Below are 21243 nucleotides of genomic sequence, written 5' to 3' on the forward strand. Positions count from 1 at the left end.
AGAGCTAATACATTAAGTAGTCCCTTTTCCTTTCATTCTAGTACTCTTTTCTGTCATCTCAACGACCTCTATGATGTCGTTCCAGCGCATTACGCTAGAATCTAGTTTGTCCATAATCTCAACAAAAACGCTGTGTTTTAGCATAATTTTGTGCTCAATATGCTTATTTGTAGTAAAGACTTCTGGATTCCAGCATCAAGTGCTGGAATGACACCGTCATACCTGTTGGAGTATGAATGTAGTCTTATCTCACACTCCTGTCATCCCAGTGCCCAGACACTGGGATCCAGAATACTGATCAAGTAATAAGAACTAGTCACGCGCTGGCTCTCTTAAATTACGTTAGCTATCAGTGTTAAGAAATTTACCAATCAAAAAAAAAGGCAAAAGAATCCACATGGTGCTAATTTTATTACTGTAATTGATAATGTGCTAACGCTTAAAATAAGCGCGATCTGGCCGAATGTAGAAAAATAAAAAAAGGCATTCAGCCGACATAATTTCGGCAATAAATACAAGATTTGTCAAGAAGCTTCTATTAAATGAAAATTATGAAAAAATCTATTGCAAGTCTTTTAATATTCTGTTATATGAGTCCATCAAAGCCTTTCATCAACTCACTTGCTTTCTTTAGGAGCTGGAACAAATAAAAATTATTATGTTTGGATTAGAGAATAAGAAATTTCTGATTACTGGTGCATCAGGCGGAATAGGCCAGGCAATTGTAGAAATTATGCATAAGGCCAGAGCAACTTTGTGTATTTCTAGTACAAAAAAAGAAGTACTTGAAGAAGTTGCTAAAAAATATGAAAAAAACATTCACCTACTTCCTTGTGAACTATCAAATCCTGAAGAGGTAAATCAACTAATAAATAAAGCAAGTGAGTTGATGAAAGGCTTTGATGGACTCATATGCAATGCAGGAATTACACAAGACAGCTTATTGTTGAGAATGACAGATGAAGCATGGCAAAAGGTAATTGATATTAATTTGAACTCTACATTTAAACTAAATAGAGAAGCATGCAGAAAATTAATTAAAAACAACTGGGGAAGAATTATAAATCTTTCCTCAATAGTAGGTTTAACAGGCAATGCCGGGCAAGTAAATTATGCAGCATCAAAAGCTGGAATAATAGCTATGAGCAAATCTATAGCAAAAGAAGTTGCAAGTCGCGGTGTAACAGTAAATTGCATTGCTCCTGGGTTTATAGATACTAAGATGACTGAAGTTCTAAATCAAAAACAAAAAGAAAAAATATTAGATAATGTTCCAATGCAAAGAATGGGAACAGGAGAAGAAATAGCAGCAGGAGTATTGTTTTTAGCAAGCGACGAAGCAAGATATATAACGGGGCATGTGCTTAACATCAACGGTGGGCTATTTATGTAGCAACACTTATTTATGGACAAACTATAAGTTTTACCTTAAAATAAATGTATATAAATTTAGATTCACACTACTTTGTTACTTGGAGGCAAAACAGTGAGCTATATAATAAAAAAACTTTTTAATGCTCTATGTGTAGTGATGTTTCTCTCTTTTTCAGATTACGTAAATGCTGCTGATAATATAAATGATGCAACTGCCCAAGTAATATGCAATATTATTGGTTATATTTGGGCAATAGGTGGGCCACTTATGACTATAGTCATAATAGGTGCGGCTTTACTTGCAATATTTGGTAGAATGCCATGGCCAGCTATGTTTGCCTTGGTTGTGTTTTGTGGTGTATTTTTTGGCGCCAAAACGATTATGATGAGAATTATACCCAATATAACTACTGAAGCGAAAGATATGTTGGATAAGTGCGGGAAATAACCTAAAATAAGTGTGTTTTTGTGTGTATTGTTCCTTCATGTCCTCAATTTGCAGCAAGCAAGAGCTATCTTTCGGCAAAGTTTTAATAGCTAACTCAGCGTACTTCATAAATTTCTCTAAATTACCTTCAATAAAAGCCTTTTTCGTCAAAGCAAAATAATACATTGCCATATCAGCGCTACGTTTATATGCAACACTGAAATACTTCCAGACAAGGGCGTTATTTGTTTCTACGTTTGCAACCTGCTCTAGGTAAAAAATTGCCTTCTCTATTTCACCGTGTAATAATAAAGTATGAGATAACGCAAGTTTCACTAAATAGTTATTCTTCTCAGATAAATATCTAAGTGATTCTTCATACATTTTTATTGCTTCACTTAAATTTCCAGCTTTGTATAACATCTCCGCTTTTAATTCATATAAATAAGGATCATTGAGTGACTCTTGAATCAATGAATTAACTTTAGCAATAGCTTCTTCTATCTTTCCTTGCCTATAGTGAATTACAGCATTTACATACTTAGAACTACCTTCATATTTAGTAGATAACACATGAATAGGAGCAAAGAAAGAGTCTAGCTTTGTAAGCATACGCTCAAACTTCAGCAATTTATCTGCAAGGATTGGTTTTACATTGTTTTTAACCTTATAATTCTGTACAGCAAATATACGCTTATCACTAAGCGGGTGAGTGTGGAAATACTCTTCAGTGTTTTCACGCTCAATACTCTTAAAATAGTCAAAAATCTCTTTCATACCCAAATTATCATAGCCAGATTCATCTAGGTATCTTAAAGCATAGCTATCTGCTACACTCTCTTGCTCTTGAGAATAGTTAAAAAACAACCTTGAACTAAGCGTTACACCACTAAGCAAGATTGCACTCGCAATCTGAGGGTTAATGACAATACTAGAAACTAATCCTACCATATAACTAACCATTGCTATTGATTGAAAATAACCTACAGCACTACTCATTTGTAATACATGACCAGCAGATATATGAGCAATTTCATGTGCCAATATACTAAGTAAGACATAAGGTTCAGTCGAATATTGTAAAAGCCCTAAATGAATGAAAATGCTATTATTGTTAATTACAAAAGCATTAATCGATCTATCATCAACTATAAAAACTTTTATTTTATCATTATCAATACCCGCAGCAGAAAATAAAGGTTGCGCTAGATCCTTTACTACCATTTCCACTTCACTATCTCTAATAATACTAACAGAGTAAGCGCTGTTACAGTATACGAAAAAAAATAGTAAAACAAAAAGCTTAGACATGGAAGTTCCTTGTTCGTATAACTTTAGGAATTTTACATTTTAACTATACGAATTTATAAACGCTAGTTTAAATTTTGAACGTAACTGATAAGTTTATCAATGGTAGTTAACTTAATTTTGTGTTGTTCAGCAAATTCAAGCAACTGGGGTAAGCGCATCATAGAGCCATCATCATTCACTAATTCACACCCTACAGCCGCATGACTAGATCCAACCAATTTTGCTATCTCAACACTTGCCTCAGTATGACCGTTGCGTGCTAAAACCCCACCCTCACTTGCAATAATAGGAAAAACATGACCAGGAGTAATAATATCATCCTTAGTACTTTTTCCATCAATAGCAGTAAGTATCGTATGCGTTCTATCATGAGCAGAAACACCCGTTGTAATACCATAACGAGCATCGACTGACGTAGTAAATGCAGTGTGAGGAATAAGTGCTTCATCTACATTACTTCTCTTCATAAATTCAAGGTTAAGTTTATTCATGTAAAATTTTGTCATAGCTAAAAACACAATACCAGTGCCATACCTAACCATGAAAGCAATATGTTCTGGTTTCACCTTTTCAGCTAAAATAACCAAATCACCTTCATTCTCCCTGTTTTCATCGTCAACTAAAATGAATAATTTACCAGAACTAGCGTCCCTGAGTACATCTTCCACAGAAGAAATACCGGGTAGATTAATTGAAGGATAAGTTACTTGCACCATGATCTACTTAAACTCAATCTTAACTATTTTATACAATTTCTCTCCATTTGGCACTATCACTTCCACATACTCACCAACTTTTTTGCCAATTAAAGCACTACCGAGTGGTGAATCCGTAGAGATCAACTGCTTTGAAGCATCAGCTTCATATCCACCTACAATCTTATAAACATATTCAATTTCACTGTTATCATCGTTTAACATGCTTACCGTAACAGTTGCACCAAACATTACTGTATCACCAGACAAATTTTTTACTTCTATCACTTCTGCATGTGAAAGTTTACTTTCTACCTCAATTATACGGCCTTCAATAAAACTCAATCTCTCCCGTGCTGCATGATATTCTGCATTTTCGGATAAATCGCCTTGATCACGAGCATCAGAAATAGCCTGTATGATAGAAGGTTTTTCTTCCTTTAATTTCTCAAGTTCGACTTGCATACTCTCAAAACCTTCTCTTGTAATAGGAAACCTGTTAACAATGGATGAAGTCATAATCACCGCCTAAACGCAATTAAATTGAGTGACAAAATCACTCACAATACCAATAATATCATCTTTTATATCATCATTCGTGTCACCCGACAACCTCTTTAACACTCCAGGGTGAACAGTTTGAAAATAATTGATAAGATCACACTCGAACCTATTGATGTTGCTCACCTGTACCTTATTTAATTGACCATACAGATTAGAAAAGATATACATAAGCAATACTTGCTCTTCTATTTGCATAGGTGAGTACTGTTTTTGCTTTAATAATTCAATAAGGTATTTACCTTTGTTTAAGGACAATTGAACAGTAGCATCAAGATCAGAACCAAATTTAGCAAAGTCTTCCAGTTCTCTATATTGAGCCAAACTCAGCTTTATAGAACCAGCAACTTTTTTCACAGATTTCAATTGTGCAGCAGAGCCAACCCGAGAAACCGATAAACCTATATTCACTGCAGGGCGAAATCCTTTGTGAAACAATTCAGACTCAAGAAAAATTTGTCCATCGGTAATTGAAATCACATTAGTTGGAACATATGCAGATACATCACCAGCCTGAGTCTCAATAATCGGCAAAGCAGTCAAAGATCCCTGTCCTTTTTCATCAGACATTTTGGCAGCTCTTTCAAGCAAGCGAGAGTGTACATAGAATATATCTCCAGGATAAGCTTCACGACCAGGAGGACGTCTGAGCAATAAGGACATCTGCCTATATGCCACAGCATGCTTAGATAAATCATCATATACCACCAAGCAATGCATTCCATTATCACGGAAAAATTCTCCAATAGTGCAACCGGTATAAGGTGCTAAAAATTGCATAGGCGCGCAGTCAGATGCGCTAGCCACAACTACGGTTGTATACTCTAATGCTCCACTTTCTTTTAGCTTATTCACCACTTTTGCTACCGTCGAAATTTTTTGTCCAATAGCAACATAAACACAGTAAATTTTTTGATTTTCGTTTACCTCATCATTAATCTTCTTCTGATTGATAATAGTATCAATCGCAATAGTGGTTTTACCAATTTGTCTATCGCCAATAATTAATTCACGTTGCCCTCTACCTATAGGAATCAACAAATCTATAATTTTAATTCCTGTCTGCAGAGGTTCATGCACAGATTTACGGTCAATAATACCTGGCGCTTTAGACTCTATATACATTTTGCTCTTGGCTCTAATTTCTCCTCCATCGTCTATAGGATCGCCCAATGCATTTACAACTCTCCCTAATAATTCATGACCTACAGGGACCTGTACAACATCACCACTACATTTTACAACGTCCCCTTCTTTTACATCACGGTCATTGCCAAGCACAACTATTCCAGCTGTATCATGATCTAAATCAAGAACTATTCCTTCTACACCGCTTGCAAAAGATACCTTTTCACCAAACTTTGCTTTTTCCAGCCCATAGACCAGTGCGATACCATCCGTTACTGAAATTACTTCACCTATATTTTCTCGCTTTATAGGATTATCAAATGTCTCAACCTTCTCTTTTATTATGTCTACTACTTCAGAGACATTTATGCTATTCTTCATATATAATTCCTTATTTTCAACATTTCCATTTTACTCAAATCAACCAATCTATCCAAATAACTCTTAAGCGAAGCATCAATCAAGTTAAAACCATACCTAACTACGAAGCCACCTAGTATAGAAGGATCAACTACATTACTGACTTTTACTATTTTACCAAGAAAGTTCAAAGATTCAGTAATTATTTTTATATCAGGTTTCTTTAAAACCTCTGCTGATTTTATAGTAATTTCCAATTCGTTTTCACTTTCCCTTACAAGATTTAAGAATTTTTCTAATATAAGGATTAATAAACGGGAGCGCTTGTTTGCAAGTGTAACCATAATAAATTTGACTAAGTTTTCACTCAAGTTCTCATTTATAGAAAGTATCGCTTCTTTTTTGTGCAAAAGAGAAACCATGGGATGAGATAGATACACAAAAACATCTTGATCTTTTAAAAAAGCTAACAAAAATTCTACTTCTTTTCTTATAATACCTAATCTACTCCCTGAGACATGAAACAGTGCTCTAGCATAAGATGAAACTAAATTATTGTTTTTCATATTAAATTACCCATTCTAGTAAATCTAAGTTATTTAAGCTACCATTCCTCAATCCAAGCATTTTTTATACAAATAGGTCTTCTCCTTAAGGAAAGAAAACATAAACCATATCTGACTGAATAACCTAACAAATCAAGATTTTTACTTAAGAAATATTTAGAAGAATTTATAATAGACTGACACTGAAAATGAGATATCGGTACTTCTTTTCCATATAAACTTGTTTTAGCTTCTATAAAAATCAGTTCCTTTTTTTTAGATACAATTAAGTCAATCTCACCCAACTTACAACGGAAGCGACGTTTTATAATATTATATAATTTCAGCTTTAAACATATCGAAACTAACAATTCTCCAAAGTAACCTGCAAAATAGCGTAACCTACTTACCATAAAAAAAATAACTAGCCTTGTGTAACCACTTTGTTTCCTTTTCTATTTTTACTATAAATCTCACCTTTTGCTGAAATATCTCTATCAACTAGCTCTATCACTGCCATTGGAGCGCAATCACCCTTTCGAGTACCAAATTTTATTATTCTAGAATATCCACCTTTACGGTCTTGATAACGATTAGCTAGAACACTTAATAATTTATCAACTACTAACTTACTATTATGAAGACGTGAAAGCAAAAGCCTTCTGCCATGTAAAGAATCGTTATTCTTAGCAATTGTAATAAACTTTTCCACATATGGACGAAGTGCTTTAGCCTTTGGTAAAGTAGTTACAATCTGCTCATGATTAATTAACGAGATAGATAGATTCTTTAACATTGATAACCTATGGCTGGTACAACGAGACAGTTTATTTTTCTTTATTCCATGTTTCATATACTACCTAATCCTCATCAGTATGTTGTTTAGCCAGTTCATCTATATCCTTAGGCGGCCAATTTGGTATACTCATACCCAAAGACAAACCTAAATTATTTAAAATTGCCTTGATTTCATTCAAAGACTTTCGGCCAAAATTAGCAGTTCTTAACATTTCAACTTCGGTCTTTTGCACAAGATCACCTATATAAATGATATTTTCATTTTTCAGACAGTTATGAGATCTAACAGATAATTCCATTTCATCTACTTTACGCAATAGAATAGGATCATAGCCCAAATCTTTAGCACCACTAGACAAAGAAACTTGCGATTTTTTATAATTCATATCAGAACTAATAAAAGGCTGAAGTTGCTCCTGTAATATTCTTGCAGCATAGTCAACAGCTTGACTCGGAGAGATTGTACCATCAGTTTCAATTGACAATATCAGCTTGTCTTTATCAGTAACTTGACCAACACGACTATTCTCTACTCTATACGAAACTCTCTCAATAGGACTATATAAAGCATTAACTGGAATAAAACCAATTAAATCTTGTTCATTCATAGACTTTAAAAATTCATTTTCTTTATATTTATTTACAGAAAGATAACCCTTTCCACTAGCAACATATATAGCAATGCTAAGCTCCACATCTTGACCTAGTGTACATATCACCAAATCTTTATTGACAATAGAGCATTGGTCATCAGTTTCTATCATTCCAGCCAATACTTGACAAGGACCTTTAGCGCTCAAATTTAAGCACTTATTAGACGTGTTATTTAGCTTGCATCTCAACATGCCCATATTTAATGCTATATCAGTTATATCCTCTCTAACTCCTTGGATCGAAGTAAATTCATGATTCACGCCTTCAATTTTTATTCCATAAACAGCACTACCGCGAAGAGAAGACAACATCGCGCGCCTTAATGCATGACCCAACGTTAAAGCAAAACCACTTTCTAAAGGTTCTAGAACTATATCACCTTTTTTACTTGAATCACCTGGTACTACCTTAATCGCATTAGGCTTAGTTAATCTATCTAAATCCCCACAGAAAGAAACACTATCACTATAATACATACAAAAACCTTCCAAATATCCTATACCCTTCTTTTTTTCCTCAATCTACACCCATTATGAGGTATCGCCGTTTTATCTGCAATTGAAGTAACAGTCAATCCACAATTCCGAAGTGCTTTAACTGCAGCTTCTGCACCAAAACCAGGACCACGAATTATTACAGAAACAACCTTCATACCAAATCTCTCTATTACTTTCTTCGCAGCAGAATCAGCAACCTTACCTGCAGCATAAGGTGTAGATTTTCTCGAACCAGAAAAACCACATGCACCAACAGAAGTTTGGTAAAGCGTATTACCACAAACATCAGTCACATTTACAAAGGTATTATTAAAAGTTGCACGAATATGGACAATACCAGTAATAAACCCTTTTGTATTCTTACCAACCGTTTTAACTTTTTTCATAAAAACTCACGATAATAACAAAATTTATTTTTTCCCAGCAATAGGCAATTTAGATCTGCCTTTACGAGTTTTAGCATTGGTATGGGTTCTTTGTCCCCTCACAGGCAAACCTTTTCTATGCCTTAATCCTCTGTAGCAACCGATTTCCATTAAAGATTTTATATCCATAGCCACTTTTTTTCTGAGTTCACCCTCTATGACATATTTTTGCCTAATAAAACTACTAATTCTCTCTATATCTTCATCTTGTAATTGCGAAACACGCTTGCGCTCATCAATTTTACAGCTACGACAAATTATATTTGCAGTAGTAATACCTATACCATGTATATAAGTTAATGCGAAAGGAACACACTTCTTGACTGGAACATTTATGCCTGCAATACGTGCCACTAATACCTCGATACTCTATTAATAATAACTCCTAATTTATACCATAAAACAACTTATAGTCAAATCAAATTACAAGAAATTTTACTTTCAATCTCTTGCATTACTCTATCAACACTCAAATTAGCGTTAATTGTTAACAACTTGCCCTTATAATACTCGCGCAAACCCTTCATTTGAAAATGATATTCTCTTATCCTCTTATTAATTGCAAGCATATTAGCATCATCAACTCTCTTCTCCAATCTCGTACTTTCACACTTAGCACAGGTAGTATTTTTAAAAGAAGATATACTATATATACTTTTACAATCCAAACAAGTAAGACGATCTTTTAATCTAAAAATTGCAATATTATCGTCAAGCTGCAACTCAATTACAAGATCAACATCCCTATTGCATCTTTTTTGCAAAACTTGAGTCAAAAAATGAGCTTGATTTAAATTTCTTGGAAAACCATCTAACAAAAAATCACCATCTATTAATGCAAGCTGGTCACACAATAATTTACATATAACTTCATCTTGAATTAAATTACCAGATTCAACAGTATCCTTTATTCCTTTACCTAATTTACTCCCACCAGATATAATATTCCTTAACAAATCTCCTACTGAAACTAATTTCAAATTATACTTTGCTATTAACAAACTGGACTGAGTACCCTTACCAGAGCCAGGAGGACCAAAAATTGTAATAATCACTTTAGTCTCCTTGTTTTAGACTCATATTTCTTTATCCAACTATCGTACCTATTTGAAAAAACGTAAGATTGTACTTGCGTAATAGTATCAGTAATAACGTTAACTATAATCAGCAAGCTCGTCCCACCAAAAATAAATGGTATATCATAATGGTACCTCATAATTTCAGGTATAGTACATATTACCACCAAATACGCAGAACCAATAAATGTTAATTTAAAAACTATATCTTGAAGATAATCAGAAGTATGTTTTCCAGGCCCTCTACCAGGAATAAAACCACCATTTTTCCTAAGAAAGTCAGCGTTTTCCTCTGGATTAAATATAAAATTAGTATAGAAAAAATTAAAAAGTACTATGAGTATTAAGTAAGTTATAATATACATCACTTTATTTGCCATAAAGTAGTTTAAAATAAAGTCGGCAATGGCATGACCTTTATAGAAATTTGCAATTGAAATAGGCGTTAATAAAATTGCGTTAGCAAAAATAGTTGGTATTACACCAGATAAATTGATCTTCAATGGAATGTAAGTAAAATCATCATTATGTAATTTTTTAAACTGTTTTTTGGGATATTGAACAATTACCTTTCTATAAGAAGATTCTGTAAAAATGACTAAAAGGAGCAGTAAAAAAAACAATGCTATAACAAAAAGGGTAATGAAAAACGACATACTACCATTTTTATTTAATGTTAGCAGAGATGATAAAGCATTATGTAATTCAGATGTTATGCCAGTAAAAATGATTAATGAGATACCATTGCCTATACCGCTCACACTGATCCGCTCACCAAGCCATATTAAAAATACAGTTCCACCTAAAAGGCTAAAGACACCTATAGTACGAAACATAATACCAGGTTCAACTACAACTAATACCCCTTCCCCATTCATTCTTTCTAACCCTATTAAGATCGCAATTGATTGAAAGATACAAAACACTATAGTCATATAGCGTATATAAGAGTTCATCTTTCGACGTCCTAACTCTCCTTCATTTTTAATTTCATTGATTCCTTTGACGGCAGAAGATAATAATTGCATAACTATGGATGCAACTATATATGGCATAACGTTCAACGCCAAGATCGTCATTCTAGCTAAAGCGCCACCAGAAAATAAATTAAATATTCCAAAAACACCAGAATCCTCTTTTGGAAATATATCATTGATTATATCAAGATTAACTCCAGGAATAGGAACATAAGTACCTAAACGATAACAAACTAAAGCCATTAGCGTAAAAAACACACGCTTTAGTAAATCACTTTTATATAACACGTAGAATCCAAACTATTAAATGCAAATTTACTGCTCATGATTTATGACAGTATTGCTACACTACCACCAACTGAAGCTACAGATCTTTTTGCAGCTTCTGATGCAAAATCGACATGAAACACAAATTTTTCGCTTAATTTACCCTTATTAAGAAGTTTGATTTTACTTTTAACAGATCTTATAAAACCTAATTTATGCAGTAGCTCCTTATCTATGATAGAATCCTTGACTATTTTTTTAGCTTCCATTAAGCACTGTACATCATCAACATTAAATATAGAGTATAAGTTTTTGCGTATAGGCTTAAAACCTCTTTTAGGTAAACGAGTATATATAGACTGCTGTCCACCTTCAAAACCATTTACAGAAACTCCACTTCTCGCTTTTTGCCCTTTATGCCCCCTACCGGATGTTTTACCTTTACCACAACCAATACCCCTACCTAATAATTTAGGCCTCTTTTTCTTAGATAATTTGGTAAACACAGAATTTAATTTTACAGCATCATTCATACTTTACCTATTTCCAACTATCTCACTAATCTTTTTACCCCTCTTACCTGCCACTTGGCGAGGAGATAACATAACACCAAAAGCCTTAAATACTGCACATATGATATTATGGGGATCATTTGATCTAGTAGACTTAGCTACCACATCCTTTATACCTAACACCTCAAAAACCGACCTGATTGCCCCACCAGCAATAATACCTGTTCCAGTTCTTGCAGCTCTTAAAACTATCTCACCAGAACAAAATTTAGCTTTAATATCATGATGTAAAGTTCTACCTTCACGTAAGTACACCCTAACCATCGACTTCTTTGCAGCATTTACAGCTTTCACTCTTGCTTCAGCAACCTCTGCGTGTTTACCTATCCCACATCCTACCCTACCCTTACCATCACCAACAACAACCAAAGTTGAAAATGAAAATCTCCTACCACCTTTAGTAACCGTTGTTACCCTTCGTACTGAAACCAAAAGTTCTGATAAATCGTTATTACTTTGTAAATTCTTTACAGCCATACTTCAAACCTTCTAAAATTCAAATCCAGAGCTTCTTAAAGCTTCAGCAAATTGAGAAATCAATCCTGTATACTTATATGCCCCCCGATCAAAGACGAACCGCTGCTGCAATTTTATACTAGGTAGACGCTCAATCAATAAAGAAGAAACCTGTTTTATAGTTTCAGCATTGACCCTACCTTTACATACATTCCTAATTTTATCATCCAAAGTAGAAGCAGAAGCTAGGGTTGTTCCTTTTGCATCGTTAATCAACTGAACGTAAAAATGTCTATTAGACTTAAATATGGATATACGCAAACGCCCAGCGCTCTTATCGAGCTTTGCTCTATTACGAAGCTTCCTTTTTTCATAGCCACTCAAAAAATTATACAATCTTTTCATTTTAATTACTTCTTTTTATTTACAACCTTACGCAGCATAAATCTGCCTTTTATTACAATACCCTTACCTTTATAAGGATCATATTTTCTAATTTTGCATATATCAGAAGCCACCATATAGACTTTTTGCTTATCCATACCGCGAATCACTAAATGAGTTGGCTTTATACACTTAATCTCAACGTCTTTAGGGACTTTATACTTAATATTATGACTATAACCAAGATATAAAGTCAAATACTTATCATCACATTCTGCTTTATATCCTACACCATTAATCTCAAGATCAACAGAAAAACCATTAACCATACCGTTAATCACGTTATTAATATTACTTCTATAAGTACCCCATATAGATTTTATTTTATTATAATCATCCCTGCCTTGATCAACAGAAAGTAACAATTGATTATCAACTATCTGACACAGAATACCACTACACAAGCTCAGCTCTTCTTCTGCCCTAACACTTCTTATTAACACCCTACCATCATTATATTCAACTGAAAGATCAGCAGGAATACTGATAGGCGCGGCACCTATACGAGACATACATTTCCTCTATCATTTAAAATACACGACACAAAACTTCTCCACCAACTTTTAATCTACGTGCATTATAATCGGTCATCACTCCTCTCGGCGTAGATATAATAAAAATTCCAAGACCATTATATGCTTTAGAAATGTCCTTACACTTAGAATAATAACGACAACCGGGCTTTGATACCCTAGCTATATCATTAATCACAGGTGATTTATCATAATACTTCAACTGTACAACAAGCGAAGGGACACTATCACTCTCTTGCTTTTCATAATTAAGAATATACCCTTCCTCTTTTAAGATCTTCAATATAGAAGAATTCACCTTAGAGAATAGGACTCTTGTTTCTCTATGCATTGCCAATTGAGCATTACGTATTCTTGTTAAAAAATCACCAATACCATCAGATAACGACACTATTACACTCCTTATATCACATTTACCAACTAGATTTTGTAACCCCTGGAACTTGTCCAAAAGAACACAAATCACGTAAAACAATCCTACATAAACCAAATTTTCTATATACTCCTCTCGGCCTACCAGTTAAAGCGCATCTATTCCTAATTCTGATTTTAGAAGAATCTCTAGGCAATTTTTTAATCAGCTTACTTTGAGCTGCAAATCTTTTTGCAATAGATAAATCCCTATTATTCATTATAGATTTTAGTTCTTCCCTTCTCTCCCTATACTGATCGCACAACTTTACTCTACGAAGATTCTTCTGTATCATGGATTTTTTTGCCATATATATTTTCTCTCAATTATCAAAAAAAGGGAATTTAAGAGCTAGTAATAATTCCTTTGCTTCCTTATCACTAACTGCACTTGTTATAATATTAATATCCATACCTCTAATTTTACTTATTTTATCATAGTCTATTTCTAAAAATGATATATGCTCCTTGATACCAAAGGAAAAATTACCATGACCATCAAATTGCTTCACACTAAACCCTCTAAAATCTTTTTCCCTTGGCAAAGCAATATATATTAATCTTTCTAAGAATTCATACATTTTATTTCTACGCAAAGTCACTTTACAACCTACCGTTGCACCTTTTCTAATTTTGAAACCAGAAATAGATTTTTTTGCAAAGGTTAACACAGGCTTTTGCCCAGCAATCAAATGTAGATTATCAAATGGCTCATTTATCGCTTTATTGTCCGTAGCAGCATCTCCAACGCCCATATTGATACACACCTTGACAAGTTTAGGCACTTGCATTACGTTGCCGTAATTAAACTTATCCTTTAAGGATTTTACTATATTATCTTTATACAATTGTTTAAACATACCAACCTAATCTATTACTTCTCCAGAAACCTTTGCAAAACGCACTTTTCTACCATCTACAATCTTAAATCCTACTTTAGTTGGAGTTTTACACTTAGGATCCAAAATTGCAACATTGGATACATCAATAGCTAACTCTTTATTCAATATACCACCACCACTACCAGCTCTTGGTTTAGTATGTCTCTTACACACATTTACGCCAGAAACAACTACCTTCCTCTTAGCATCACGTATTATGACTTTGATTACCTTACCAATTTTTCTCTTATCCTTACCAGTTAAAACTATAATATCATCACCACTTTTTATTTTAGCACTCATTATAAAACCTCATCAGCTAATGACATTATTTTCATAAAAGAACCAGATAGTAACTTTTTTACTGGACCAAACACCCGAGTGCCAAGTGGTTCACCTTGATCATTAATTAAAACCACAGCATTGCTAGAAAAACGAATTATAGAACCATCAGATTTCTTAACACTATTTTTTACTCTAACAACAACTGCTTTATATACTTTTCCTTTTTCAACTTTACCTTTTGGGTTAATAGACTTAGTAGATATAATAACCGTATCACCTACAGATGCAGATTTCCTACCACCCAATAAGCCAATGCAAAGTACTGCACGCGCACCAGAATTGTCAGCTACTTCTAATAATGTATTTTTTTGAATCATATAAATACCTATTCCCTTTTAGCTATTGATAACAACCCATTTTTTAGTAACAGAAATAGGCTTATGTTCCTGTATTAAAACTTTATCCCCCTTTTTGCAACTATTATCCTCATCATGTGCCGTATACTTCTTATATTTTTTAATAACTTTTCTATACAACCTATCCTTATACATTTGCAACACCGAAACCTTGACAGTCTTATCAGACTCAGCATCAGTTACGACACCACAAAAAACCTTCTTAGGCATTCTTTCCCTCTCTCTTTCTTCTATTCAATACAGTTAGACTACGAGCTATGCTCTTTTTTATCAAGCTAAAACGTGAAAAATTGTTGCACTGGCCCAGCTTTTTTTGAAAAGCCAAATTAACAAATTCTTTCCTTAAATTCACAAGGAGTTCATGTAACCCTTGTGAAGATTCTGATTCAACTTTAACTATATCCATTGCAACTCCATTCAATTATGATTAGATATAAATTTACACTTCATAGGAAGCTTAGCAGTCGCTTTTTCAAGCGCCAATCTTGCTAAATGCATGGGAACATCACTACTAATTTCAAACAAAACCCTACCGGGCTTAGCTCTAAATACCCAAAATTCAACACTACCTTTCCCTTTACCCATACGTACATCTGCTGGCTTTTTACTAACCGGAGTATCAGGAAAAATTCTTATCCACAACTTACCAGAGCGTTTTAACGTTCTAGATATTACGCGCCTTGCAGTTTCAATATGCTTAGACTGAACCTTACCGACTTCCATAGCTTTTAATCCATAATCTCCAAAGGACAGCGTGCTACCACCCTTAGCATTACCCTTGATTCTCCCCTTAAATGATTTTTTATATTTACTCTTTTTGGGAACAAACATTTCAATATACCTTAACTACCAACATAAACCCAAACTTTAACTCCTATAATACCACATATAGTCTTCGCTTCACAAAAAGCATAATCTATATTAGCACGCAAAGTGTGTAAAGGCAAACGACCTTCTTTGTACCATTCAGTACGAGCTATTTCAGCTCCACCAAGACGCCCAGAGCAACTTACTTTAATACCCTCAGCACCCATCTTCAAACAATTTTGAATAGCTTTTTTCATCGCTCTTCTACATGAAATCCTTTTTTCTAGCTGATATGTAATACTCCTTGATATTAAAACTGCATCTATTTCAGACTTTTTAACTCCTACTACATTCACTTCGACACTACTTTTTACTTTTTTAGCTATTTTTTGCTTTATCTTCTCAATATCCAAACCCTTCTTACCTATTATAACTCCAGGCTTAGAAGAATGTATTATTACAGACACTAAATTAACTGTACGCTCTACAATTACTTTAGAAATACCAGCATGCTTAAAGGATTGATTTATATAACCACGAATAAATAGATCGTGATGCAATCTCTGTTTATAATCGTCTGTAGCACACCAAACAGAATCCCAGGTATTACCATTTACCCTCAATCTAAATACTTTAGGATTAACCTTCTGTCCCATATTTTTACACTTTCCTTATTAACTTTCCATTTCTATAAATCATATAATTTCTTTCAATTTTATAGTTATATTACTATAAAATTTACTCATTCTATTAGCCCTACCCATAGCTTTTGGATATACTCTACGCAAAGTAAGGGACTTACCTATTAAAATTTCCTTTATATATAAATTATCAATGTTCAATCCATAATTATTTTGAGCATTAGAAATTGCAGAATTCAACACTTTCATTATAAAACCAGCAGCTTTTTTTTCACAAAATCTTAATTGTACATTAGCAAAAGAAACTTTTTTATTACGCACTAAATCAGCAACCAAATTCAATTTGCGAGGAGTCGATCTTAAGGTCCTAGAAGCAGCCTCAACTATTATATCGCTATTTTTCATATACATTACCTATCTTCTTGTTGCCTTTTTATCACCACCGTGCCCAGTAAATTTACGAGTAGGCGAAAATTCACCAAATTTATGACCTATCATATTCTGATTATCAACACTAACAGGAATGTAATCTTTACCATTATAAACAGCAAACTTTAAACCCAAACAATTAGGGAGAATTACAGAAGCCCTGGAACGAATTTTTATCACCTTGTTAATAGAACCCTCTTTTAAAGCTCTCTGAACTAATCTTAGAACAGATGGGTGTAAAAAAGGCGGTTTCCATACAGATCTACTCATAAATTAACCTTTCAATTTTTTTATATACTTATCACTAGATTTATTTTTTTTCCTAGTTTTCCTTCCTTTTGTTGCAATACCCCAAGGAGTAACAGGATGACGACCGCCAGAAGTTTTTCCTTCCCCACCCCCATGAGGATGGTCAATCGGATTCATCGCAACTCCACGTATAGTAGGTCTGATCCCAAGCCACCTACTTCTCCCAGCTTTACCCAACTTTCTATTCTTATGGTCAGCGTTAGATACCACACCAATAGTAGCCTTGCAAGAAGATAAAATCAACCTAATTTGACCAGACCTGAGTCGTAATAAAACATATTGGCCATCACGACCAACGATTTGTGCATAACAACCAGCAGCTCTAGCAATCGCAGCACCATTACCTGGCTTCAGCTCAACATTATGAACGAAAGAACCAACAGGTATATGCTTGAGTAGTAAACAATTCCCCGGCAAAATATCAGCATCATCTCCAGCTGTCACAACATCACCAGGCTTCATACCTTGAGGAGCTAATATATAAGACTTAGTATCATCTTCCCTATATGATACTAACGCTAGAAACCCACTTCTATTTGGATCATACTCTATTTTCTCAACTACACCCTGATCACTTCTATTACGTTTAAAATCTATAACTCTATACTTCTTCTTGTGACCACCACCCCTGTGACGAGTTGTAATTCTACCATGATTATTTCTTCCACCACTGGATTTCTTACCAAATACAAGAGACTTCTCTGGCTTATCTTTTGATAAACCAATTTTACTTATTAATACAGTCCCACGAGAAGACGGAGTAACAGGATTAAGAAATTTCATACCCATATTAAACGTTCATTATATCTAATTTTTGACCATCTATCAAAGAAAAATAAACCTTTTTTCTCTGTTTTTTACAACCAATCACACCCCTGAAACGTCTATGTTTAGGTTTAACTCTAATAACATTTATAGAAGAAATTCTGATATTAAATAAAGACTCTATTGCCGATTTTATTTGACGCTTATTTACATTTACAAAAACATACAAAGAGTATTTATTAAACTTCTCTCTTAAAAGAGAAGACTTTTCTGTGATTACAGGAGATTTTATTATATTATTATATTTAATCATAACAATCTACCTTCAAGATGCTTCAAAGTGTCTTTTGTTAACATCACGCATTCATGATTCAATATATCAAAAACATTTAACCCAATGGGTTTGATTAAATCTACATAATACAAATTTTTAGCAGCACGTAACAAATCATCTCCATAATCACCAACTATTAAAAAAGAAGAGAATTTAAAATTTTTGATATATTCACACATTTTAGATGTTTTCTTCACATCAACATTTAAACTATCAAGAACAACAACTTGATTATTTAAATATTTTAGAGACAAAGCAATTCTCAAACCAAATCTACGTACTTTTTTGTTAAGAGAATAAGCATGACTCCTCACAACAGGACCAAAAATAATTCCACCACCTCTAAATTGAGGAGATCGCAAGCTCCCCTGTCTCGCCCTACCGGTACGTTTTTGACCATACGGCTTAGCTGTTGTACCAGAAACATCACTGATACCCTTTGTTTTATGAGCACCAACTCTTCTCTTTGCTAGTTGCCATCTCACTATATCATGCAAAATACTCAATTTTTGCTTGACAGAAAATATTAAGGGATTAAGCTCAACACTACCTACATTATTATTAGATAGATCAACTAATTTACATTCCATAACTAACTCACCAAATTACTAGCATCACCACTCATATTCAACAGCAGACCTACTGGAAAAGGAACATCTTTGTGTAAAGGCTTTTTAACTGCATCTCTCACAAAAACATAAGAGTTTTTAAACCCAGGAACATTATTACCCTTTACAGCAATTATGCTATTTTCATAATCAATGGATAATATTTTCATATTCTGTACAGTTACTCTGCTACTACCTAAATGACCAGCCATTTTCTTCCCCTTGAACACTCTACCAGGATCTTGACATTGACCAGTAGAACCTTGTGATCTATGAGCAATAGAAACGCCATGAGACGCCCTAAGCCCACTGAAGTTATGCCGCTTCATCACACCGGCAAACCCTTTGCCTAAAGAATAACCGGTAATGTCAAGATATTGACCAACTACAAAATGATTAACCCCCACCTTTTTACCACATTCTATTCCGAATAAATCAGTTAATCTACTTTCGTATAACCTACACTTACTATTTATACCCTTTTTCTTTAAATACTCCAACTGAGGTTTTGCTATTTTTTTTAAATCTCCTGTGCCTAAAATGACTGAATTGTAGCCACATTTATCTTGTCCTTTTACATCAACAATATAAGTTTCGCTGAGATGCAATAAGGTTACAGCCATGCGACTATTATCAAAATACATAGCGGTATGCCCAACATTCGTCATTAACAAACCGATTCTCCTAAGCGAATTTATTCTCTCCATTTCCTTTTCCTAAATATTAACTTCCTTAACCTTTAAATCCACTTCCACACCAGCAGAAAAAGATAAATCCGCAAGCATCTTCATCATAGTAGAAGTAGGATTATGTACAATAATCAACCGCTTAGAAATTCTCATTTCAAATTGCTCACGAGATTTTTTATCAACATGAGGAGATCTATTAACAGTAAATTTAGAGTCTTTTCTTGGCAATGCAATCGGACCAGATAAATCTGCATTAAACTGCTTTAATTGATCAATAAACTCGCGAATACATTTTTCCAATAAAGAACAATCGAAAGCTTTGATTCTAATATATATATCTTGCTTCATCTTAGTTATTACACTCATTCTAAAATTTCCGAAACAACTCCAGAACCAACAGTTCTACCACCTTCTCTTATCGCAAAACGCAATCCTTTATCCATTGCTATCGGTACTTGCAACTCCACTTCTATACTTACATTGTCCCCTGGCATTACCATCTCCTTTCCTTCTAGCAATTTTATGCTCCCAGTTACATCCGTTGTCCTCAAGTAAAACTGTGGCTGATAATTTCCAAAAAATGGTGTATGTCTTCCTCCTTCTTCTTTCTTCAATATATACACCTCCGCATTAAATCTCTTATGCGGGGTTATTGTCCCTGGTTTCGCCAGTACTTGCCCTCTCTCCACTTCTTCTCTCTTTGTTCCTCTTAGTAGTATTCCCACATTGAGCCCTGCACTGCCCTTATCTAGCAACTTCTTAAACATCTCAACACCAGTACATATCGTCTTTTGTGTCCCCCTCAGACCTATTATCTCTATCTCATCCCCCGTCTTTATCTCCCCCTTCTCTATTCTTCCTGTTACTACCGTCCCTCGGCCCGATATTGAAAATACATCTTCTATTGGCAATAAAAACGGCAAATCTATAGGCCTTGGAGGTACTGCCACATACTCATCTAACTTCTCCATCAATTTATCTATTGATTTCTTTCCATACTCACTGCTATCATCCTCTAGTGCTTTTAACGCAGACCCAACTATCATAGGCACTTCATCACCTGGAAATCCATACTTACTTAGCAACTCTCTCACTTCCATTTCTACCAAACCTATCATATCAGCATCAGCAACATCAGCTTTATTTATATATACCACGATATACCCAACACCCACCTGTTTTGCCAGCAATATATGCTCTCTCGTTTGTGGCATCGGCCCATCAACCCCCGACACTACCAATATCGCTGCATCCATCTGTGCTGCACCTACTATCATATTCTTTACATAATCAGCATGTCCAGGGCAATCAACGTGTGCATAGTGTCTCTTTTCTGTTTGATATTCAACATGCGCTGTTGCTATTGTTATCCCTCTCTTTCTTTCTTCTGGCGCTTTATCTATTTGATCATATGCTACAAAATTACCATAATGCTTTGTTATCGCCGCCGTTAACGTTGTCTTCCCATGATCGACATGCCCTATCGTTCCCACGTTTACATGCGGCTTTCCAAATGCTTCTACTATCGCTGTCATAATCTTAACTCTTCTACCTAAACTACAAATACA

General features: G+C 34.4%; 34 protein-coding genes and 2 pseudogenes. 2 read left to right on the forward strand and 34 right to left on the reverse strand.

All coding sequences use genetic code 11. The features are described 5' to 3' along the window. Window positions 1–12 precede the first annotated feature (12 nt). The gene (locus tag wTKK_RS00420) at window positions 13–144 is read right to left on the reverse strand and encodes a hypothetical protein (RefSeq protein WP_407511504.1); all 132 of its coding nucleotides are present in this window, start codon (window positions 142–144) and stop codon (window positions 13–15) included. Window positions 145–658: 514 nt separating this feature from the next. On the opposite strand from wTKK_RS00420, the gene fabG reads away from it, so the two are divergent. Together fabG and wTKK_RS06200 are read left to right on the forward strand one after the other, a co-directional pair. Continuing rightward, on the forward strand, window positions 659–1393 hold the full coding sequence (gene fabG / locus wTKK_RS00425; RefSeq protein WP_407511505.1) for a 3-oxoacyl-[acyl-carrier-protein] reductase: 735 nt from the start codon (window positions 659–661) through the stop codon (window positions 1391–1393). Window positions 1394–1486: 93 nt separating this feature from the next. Continuing rightward, window positions 1487–1822 (forward strand): TrbC/VirB2 family protein, encoded by a 336-nt coding sequence (locus wTKK_RS06200; protein WP_458695406.1) that lies wholly within the window; start codon window positions 1487–1489, stop codon window positions 1820–1822. 3 nt (window positions 1823–1825) lie between these two features. Here the strand turns inward: wTKK_RS06200 and wTKK_RS00435 are convergent. The 33 genes and pseudogenes from wTKK_RS00435 to tuf form a co-directional block, all read right to left on the reverse strand. Continuing rightward, a pseudogene (locus wTKK_RS00435) lies at window positions 1826–3112 on the reverse strand (M48 family metalloprotease); the annotation flags it as partial. A 62-nt stretch (window positions 3113–3174) separates the two neighbouring features. After that, window positions 3175–3828 (reverse strand): 3,4-dihydroxy-2-butanone-4-phosphate synthase, encoded by a 654-nt coding sequence (gene ribB / locus wTKK_RS00440; protein ID WP_407511507.1) that lies wholly within the window; start codon window positions 3826–3828, stop codon window positions 3175–3177. Between the two features lie 3 nt (window positions 3829–3831). Then, window positions 3832–4326, reverse strand: a complete 495-nt coding sequence (gene greA, locus wTKK_RS00445; protein WP_407511508.1) for a transcription elongation factor GreA — start codon at window positions 4324–4326, stop codon at window positions 3832–3834. Window positions 4327–4335: 9 nt separating this feature from the next. After that, entirely contained in the window at window positions 4336–5877 is a 1542-nt protein-coding gene (gene atpA / locus wTKK_RS00450; protein WP_407511509.1) for a F0F1 ATP synthase subunit alpha, read from the reverse strand. After that, window positions 5874–6422 carry an ATP synthase F1 subunit delta gene (gene atpH / locus wTKK_RS00455; protein ID WP_407511510.1) on the reverse strand — a complete coding sequence of 183 codons (549 nt, stop codon included), beginning with the start codon at window positions 6420–6422 and terminating at the stop codon, window positions 5874–5876. Before atpH ends, atpA begins: the two co-directional genes overlap by 4 nt. 38 nt (window positions 6423–6460) lie before the next feature. After that, the gene (locus wTKK_RS00460) at window positions 6461–6814 is read right to left on the reverse strand and encodes a YraN family protein (protein WP_407511511.1); all 354 of its coding nucleotides are present in this window, start codon (window positions 6812–6814) and stop codon (window positions 6461–6463) included. Between the two features lie 11 nt (window positions 6815–6825). Next, window positions 6826–7254 carry a 50S ribosomal protein L17 gene (gene rplQ / locus wTKK_RS00465; RefSeq protein WP_407511512.1) on the reverse strand — a complete coding sequence of 143 codons (429 nt, stop codon included), beginning with the start codon at window positions 7252–7254 and terminating at the stop codon, window positions 6826–6828. Window positions 7255–7261: 7 nt separating this feature from the next. Beyond that, window positions 7262–8329, reverse strand: coding sequence for a DNA-directed RNA polymerase subunit alpha (locus wTKK_RS00470; RefSeq protein WP_407511513.1), 1068 nt, complete (start codon window positions 8327–8329; stop codon window positions 7262–7264). Between the two features lie 20 nt (window positions 8330–8349). Continuing rightward, window positions 8350–8736, reverse strand: a complete 387-nt coding sequence (gene rpsK, locus wTKK_RS00475) for a 30S ribosomal protein S11 (protein WP_407511514.1) — start codon at window positions 8734–8736, stop codon at window positions 8350–8352. A 24-nt stretch (window positions 8737–8760) separates the two neighbouring features. Beyond that, window positions 8761–9129, reverse strand: coding sequence for a 30S ribosomal protein S13 (gene rpsM / locus wTKK_RS00480; RefSeq protein WP_407511515.1), 369 nt, complete (start codon window positions 9127–9129; stop codon window positions 8761–8763). Between the two features lie 59 nt (window positions 9130–9188). Beyond that, window positions 9189–9830 carry an adenylate kinase family protein gene (locus tag wTKK_RS00485; protein WP_407511516.1) on the reverse strand — a complete coding sequence of 214 codons (642 nt, stop codon included), beginning with the start codon at window positions 9828–9830 and terminating at the stop codon, window positions 9189–9191. Continuing rightward, window positions 9827–11154 (reverse strand): annotated as a pseudogene (gene secY / locus wTKK_RS00490) (preprotein translocase subunit SecY). The gene wTKK_RS00485 and the pseudogene secY overlap by 4 nt, the downstream one beginning before the upstream one ends. Window positions 11155–11157: 3 nt before the next feature. After that, a complete protein-coding gene (gene rplO, locus wTKK_RS00495; protein WP_407511517.1) occupies window positions 11158–11628 on the reverse strand; it encodes a 50S ribosomal protein L15 in 471 nt (156 codons plus the stop codon). Window positions 11629–11631: 3 nt separating this feature from the next. Beyond that, window positions 11632–12144 (reverse strand): 30S ribosomal protein S5, encoded by a 513-nt coding sequence (gene rpsE / locus wTKK_RS00500; protein WP_407511518.1) that lies wholly within the window; start codon window positions 12142–12144, stop codon window positions 11632–11634. Window positions 12145–12156: 12 nt separating this feature from the next. Beyond that, window positions 12157–12528 carry a 50S ribosomal protein L18 gene (gene rplR, locus wTKK_RS00505; RefSeq protein ID WP_407511519.1) on the reverse strand — a complete coding sequence of 124 codons (372 nt, stop codon included), beginning with the start codon at window positions 12526–12528 and terminating at the stop codon, window positions 12157–12159. 5 nt (window positions 12529–12533) lie between these two features. Further along, window positions 12534–13079, reverse strand: coding sequence for a 50S ribosomal protein L6 (gene rplF, locus wTKK_RS00510; protein ID WP_407511520.1), 546 nt, complete (start codon window positions 13077–13079; stop codon window positions 12534–12536). A gap of 16 nt (window positions 13080–13095) precedes the next feature. Further along, window positions 13096–13491, reverse strand: coding sequence for a 30S ribosomal protein S8 (gene rpsH, locus wTKK_RS00515; RefSeq protein WP_407511521.1), 396 nt, complete (start codon window positions 13489–13491; stop codon window positions 13096–13098). 22 nt (window positions 13492–13513) lie between these two features. After that, the gene (rpsN, locus tag wTKK_RS00520) at window positions 13514–13822 is read right to left on the reverse strand and encodes a 30S ribosomal protein S14 (protein ID WP_407511522.1); all 309 of its coding nucleotides are present in this window, start codon (window positions 13820–13822) and stop codon (window positions 13514–13516) included. A 12-nt stretch (window positions 13823–13834) separates the two neighbouring features. Beyond that, window positions 13835–14371 carry a 50S ribosomal protein L5 gene (rplE, locus tag wTKK_RS00525; protein ID WP_211907859.1) on the reverse strand — a complete coding sequence of 179 codons (537 nt, stop codon included), beginning with the start codon at window positions 14369–14371 and terminating at the stop codon, window positions 13835–13837. Window positions 14372–14377: 6 nt separating this feature from the next. Then, complete coding sequence (gene rplX, locus wTKK_RS00530; RefSeq protein ID WP_407511523.1) at window positions 14378–14695, reverse strand: 50S ribosomal protein L24; 318 nt, start codon at window positions 14693–14695, stop codon at window positions 14378–14380. After that, a complete protein-coding gene (gene rplN / locus wTKK_RS00535; protein ID WP_407511524.1) occupies window positions 14695–15054 on the reverse strand; it encodes a 50S ribosomal protein L14 in 360 nt (119 codons plus the stop codon). Before rplN ends, rplX begins: the two co-directional genes overlap by 1 nt. Window positions 15055–15072: 18 nt before the next feature. Beyond that, window positions 15073–15303 (reverse strand): 30S ribosomal protein S17, encoded by a 231-nt coding sequence (gene rpsQ / locus wTKK_RS00540; protein ID WP_407511525.1) that lies wholly within the window; start codon window positions 15301–15303, stop codon window positions 15073–15075. Further along, complete coding sequence (rpmC, locus tag wTKK_RS00545) at window positions 15296–15499, reverse strand: 50S ribosomal protein L29 (RefSeq protein WP_407511526.1); 204 nt, start codon at window positions 15497–15499, stop codon at window positions 15296–15298. Before rpmC ends, rpsQ begins: the two co-directional genes overlap by 8 nt. Window positions 15500–15510: 11 nt before the next feature. Continuing rightward, window positions 15511–15924, reverse strand: coding sequence for a 50S ribosomal protein L16 (gene rplP, locus wTKK_RS00550; RefSeq protein ID WP_407511527.1), 414 nt, complete (start codon window positions 15922–15924; stop codon window positions 15511–15513). 11 nt (window positions 15925–15935) lie between these two features. Continuing rightward, the gene (gene rpsC, locus wTKK_RS00555; protein WP_407511528.1) at window positions 15936–16556 is read right to left on the reverse strand and encodes a 30S ribosomal protein S3; all 621 of its coding nucleotides are present in this window, start codon (window positions 16554–16556) and stop codon (window positions 15936–15938) included. 39 nt (window positions 16557–16595) lie between these two features. Next, on the reverse strand, window positions 16596–16946 hold the full coding sequence (gene rplV / locus wTKK_RS00560; RefSeq protein ID WP_407511529.1) for a 50S ribosomal protein L22: 351 nt from the start codon (window positions 16944–16946) through the stop codon (window positions 16596–16598). A 9-nt stretch (window positions 16947–16955) separates the two neighbouring features. Next, on the reverse strand, window positions 16956–17240 hold the full coding sequence (rpsS, locus tag wTKK_RS00565) for a 30S ribosomal protein S19 (protein WP_407511530.1): 285 nt from the start codon (window positions 17238–17240) through the stop codon (window positions 16956–16958). A 3-nt stretch (window positions 17241–17243) separates the two neighbouring features. Continuing rightward, window positions 17244–18068 (reverse strand): 50S ribosomal protein L2, encoded by an 825-nt coding sequence (rplB, locus tag wTKK_RS00570; RefSeq protein ID WP_407511531.1) that lies wholly within the window; start codon window positions 18066–18068, stop codon window positions 17244–17246. Between the two features lies 1 nt (window position 18069). Beyond that, window positions 18070–18357: a 50S ribosomal protein L23 gene (locus tag wTKK_RS00575; RefSeq protein ID WP_407511532.1), complete on the reverse strand. Its 288-nt coding sequence runs from the start codon at window positions 18355–18357 to the stop codon at window positions 18070–18072. Further along, complete coding sequence (gene rplD, locus wTKK_RS00580) at window positions 18354–18968, reverse strand: 50S ribosomal protein L4 (RefSeq protein WP_407511533.1); 615 nt, start codon at window positions 18966–18968, stop codon at window positions 18354–18356. The genes wTKK_RS00575 and rplD overlap by 4 nt, the downstream gene beginning before the upstream one ends. A 2-nt stretch (window positions 18969–18970) precedes the next feature. Then, a complete protein-coding gene (gene rplC / locus wTKK_RS00585; protein WP_407511534.1) occupies window positions 18971–19693 on the reverse strand; it encodes a 50S ribosomal protein L3 in 723 nt (240 codons plus the stop codon). 9 nt (window positions 19694–19702) lie between these two features. Then, window positions 19703–20023 carry a 30S ribosomal protein S10 gene (gene rpsJ / locus wTKK_RS00590; RefSeq protein WP_012482004.1) on the reverse strand — a complete coding sequence of 107 codons (321 nt, stop codon included), beginning with the start codon at window positions 20021–20023 and terminating at the stop codon, window positions 19703–19705. 14 nt (window positions 20024–20037) lie between these two features. After that, window positions 20038–21210 carry an elongation factor Tu gene (gene tuf / locus wTKK_RS00595; protein ID WP_407511535.1) on the reverse strand — a complete coding sequence of 391 codons (1173 nt, stop codon included), beginning with the start codon at window positions 21208–21210 and terminating at the stop codon, window positions 20038–20040. Window positions 21211–21243: the final 33 nt, after the last annotated feature.

Origin of the sequence: Wolbachia endosymbiont of Trichogramma kaykai, assembly GCF_045765165.1 — a bacterium.
Lineage (GTDB): Bacteria > Pseudomonadota > Alphaproteobacteria > Rickettsiales > Anaplasmataceae > Wolbachia.

Excerpts from the sequence above, each read along its gene's own strand:
- wTKK_RS00420 (WP_407511504.1), bottom strand. The coding sequence starts at position 144 with ATGCTAAAACACAGCGTTTTTGTTGAGATTATGGACAAACTAGATTCT.
- fabG (WP_407511505.1), top strand. The coding sequence starts at position 659 with ATGTTTGGATTAGAGAATAAGAAATTTCTGATTACTGGTGCATCAGGC.
- ribB (WP_407511507.1), bottom strand. The coding sequence starts at position 3,828 with ATGGTGCAAGTAACTTATCCTTCAATTAATCTACCCGGTATTTCTTCT.
- greA (WP_407511508.1), bottom strand. The coding sequence starts at position 4,326 with ATGACTTCATCCATTGTTAACAGGTTTCCTATTACAAGAGAAGGTTTT.
- atpA (WP_407511509.1), bottom strand. The coding sequence starts at position 5,877 with ATGAAGAATAGCATAAATGTCTCTGAAGTAGTAGACATAATAAAAGAG.
- atpH (WP_407511510.1), bottom strand. The coding sequence starts at position 6,422 with ATGAAAAACAATAATTTAGTTTCATCTTATGCTAGAGCACTGTTTCAT.
- wTKK_RS00460 (WP_407511511.1), bottom strand. The coding sequence starts at position 6,814 with ATGGTAAGTAGGTTACGCTATTTTGCAGGTTACTTTGGAGAATTGTTA.
- rplQ (WP_407511512.1), bottom strand. The coding sequence starts at position 7,254 with ATGAAACATGGAATAAAGAAAAATAAACTGTCTCGTTGTACCAGCCAT.
- wTKK_RS00470 (WP_407511513.1), bottom strand. The coding sequence starts at position 8,329 with ATGTATTATAGTGATAGTGTTTCTTTCTGTGGGGATTTAGATAGATTA.
- rpsK (WP_407511514.1), bottom strand. The coding sequence starts at position 8,736 with ATGAAAAAAGTTAAAACGGTTGGTAAGAATACAAAAGGGTTTATTACT.
- rplO (WP_407511517.1), bottom strand. The coding sequence starts at position 11,628 with ATGAATGATGCTGTAAAATTAAATTCTGTGTTTACCAAATTATCTAAG.
- rpsE (WP_407511518.1), bottom strand. The coding sequence starts at position 12,144 with ATGGCTGTAAAGAATTTACAAAGTAATAACGATTTATCAGAACTTTTG.
- rplR (WP_407511519.1), bottom strand. The coding sequence starts at position 12,528 with ATGAAAAGATTGTATAATTTTTTGAGTGGCTATGAAAAAAGGAAGCTT.
- rplF (WP_407511520.1), bottom strand. The coding sequence starts at position 13,079 with ATGTCTCGTATAGGTGCCGCGCCTATCAGTATTCCTGCTGATCTTTCA.
- rpsN (WP_407511522.1), bottom strand. The coding sequence starts at position 13,822 with ATGGCAAAAAAATCCATGATACAGAAGAATCTTCGTAGAGTAAAGTTG.
- rplE (WP_211907859.1), bottom strand. The coding sequence starts at position 14,371 with ATGTTTAAACAATTGTATAAAGATAATATAGTAAAATCCTTAAAGGAT.
- rplX (WP_407511523.1), bottom strand. The coding sequence starts at position 14,695 with ATGAGTGCTAAAATAAAAAGTGGTGATGATATTATAGTTTTAACTGGT.
- rplN (WP_407511524.1), bottom strand. The coding sequence starts at position 15,054 with ATGATTCAAAAAAATACATTATTAGAAGTAGCTGACAATTCTGGTGCG.
- rpsQ (WP_407511525.1), bottom strand. The coding sequence starts at position 15,303 with ATGCCTAAGAAGGTTTTTTGTGGTGTCGTAACTGATGCTGAGTCTGAT.
- rpmC (WP_407511526.1), bottom strand. The coding sequence starts at position 15,499 with ATGGATATAGTTAAAGTTGAATCAGAATCTTCACAAGGGTTACATGAA.
- rplP (WP_407511527.1), bottom strand. The coding sequence starts at position 15,924 with ATGTTTGTTCCCAAAAAGAGTAAATATAAAAAATCATTTAAGGGGAGA.
- rpsC (WP_407511528.1), bottom strand. The coding sequence starts at position 16,556 with ATGGGACAGAAGGTTAATCCTAAAGTATTTAGATTGAGGGTAAATGGT.
- rplV (WP_407511529.1), bottom strand. The coding sequence starts at position 16,946 with ATGAAAAATAGCGATATAATAGTTGAGGCTGCTTCTAGGACCTTAAGA.
- rpsS (WP_407511530.1), bottom strand. The coding sequence starts at position 17,240 with ATGAGTAGATCTGTATGGAAACCGCCTTTTTTACACCCATCTGTTCTA.
- rplB (WP_407511531.1), bottom strand. The coding sequence starts at position 18,068 with ATGGGTATGAAATTTCTTAATCCTGTTACTCCGTCTTCTCGTGGGACT.
- wTKK_RS00575 (WP_407511532.1), bottom strand. The coding sequence starts at position 18,357 with ATGATTAAATATAATAATATAATAAAATCTCCTGTAATCACAGAAAAG.
- rplD (WP_407511533.1), bottom strand. The coding sequence starts at position 18,968 with ATGGAATGTAAATTAGTTGATCTATCTAATAATAATGTAGGTAGTGTT.
- rplC (WP_407511534.1), bottom strand. The coding sequence starts at position 19,693 with ATGGAGAGAATAAATTCGCTTAGGAGAATCGGTTTGTTAATGACGAAT.
- rpsJ (WP_012482004.1), bottom strand. The coding sequence starts at position 20,023 with ATGAAGCAAGATATATATATTAGAATCAAAGCTTTCGATTGTTCTTTA.
- tuf (WP_407511535.1), bottom strand. The coding sequence starts at position 21,210 with ATGACAGCGATAGTAGAAGCATTTGGAAAGCCGCATGTAAACGTGGGA.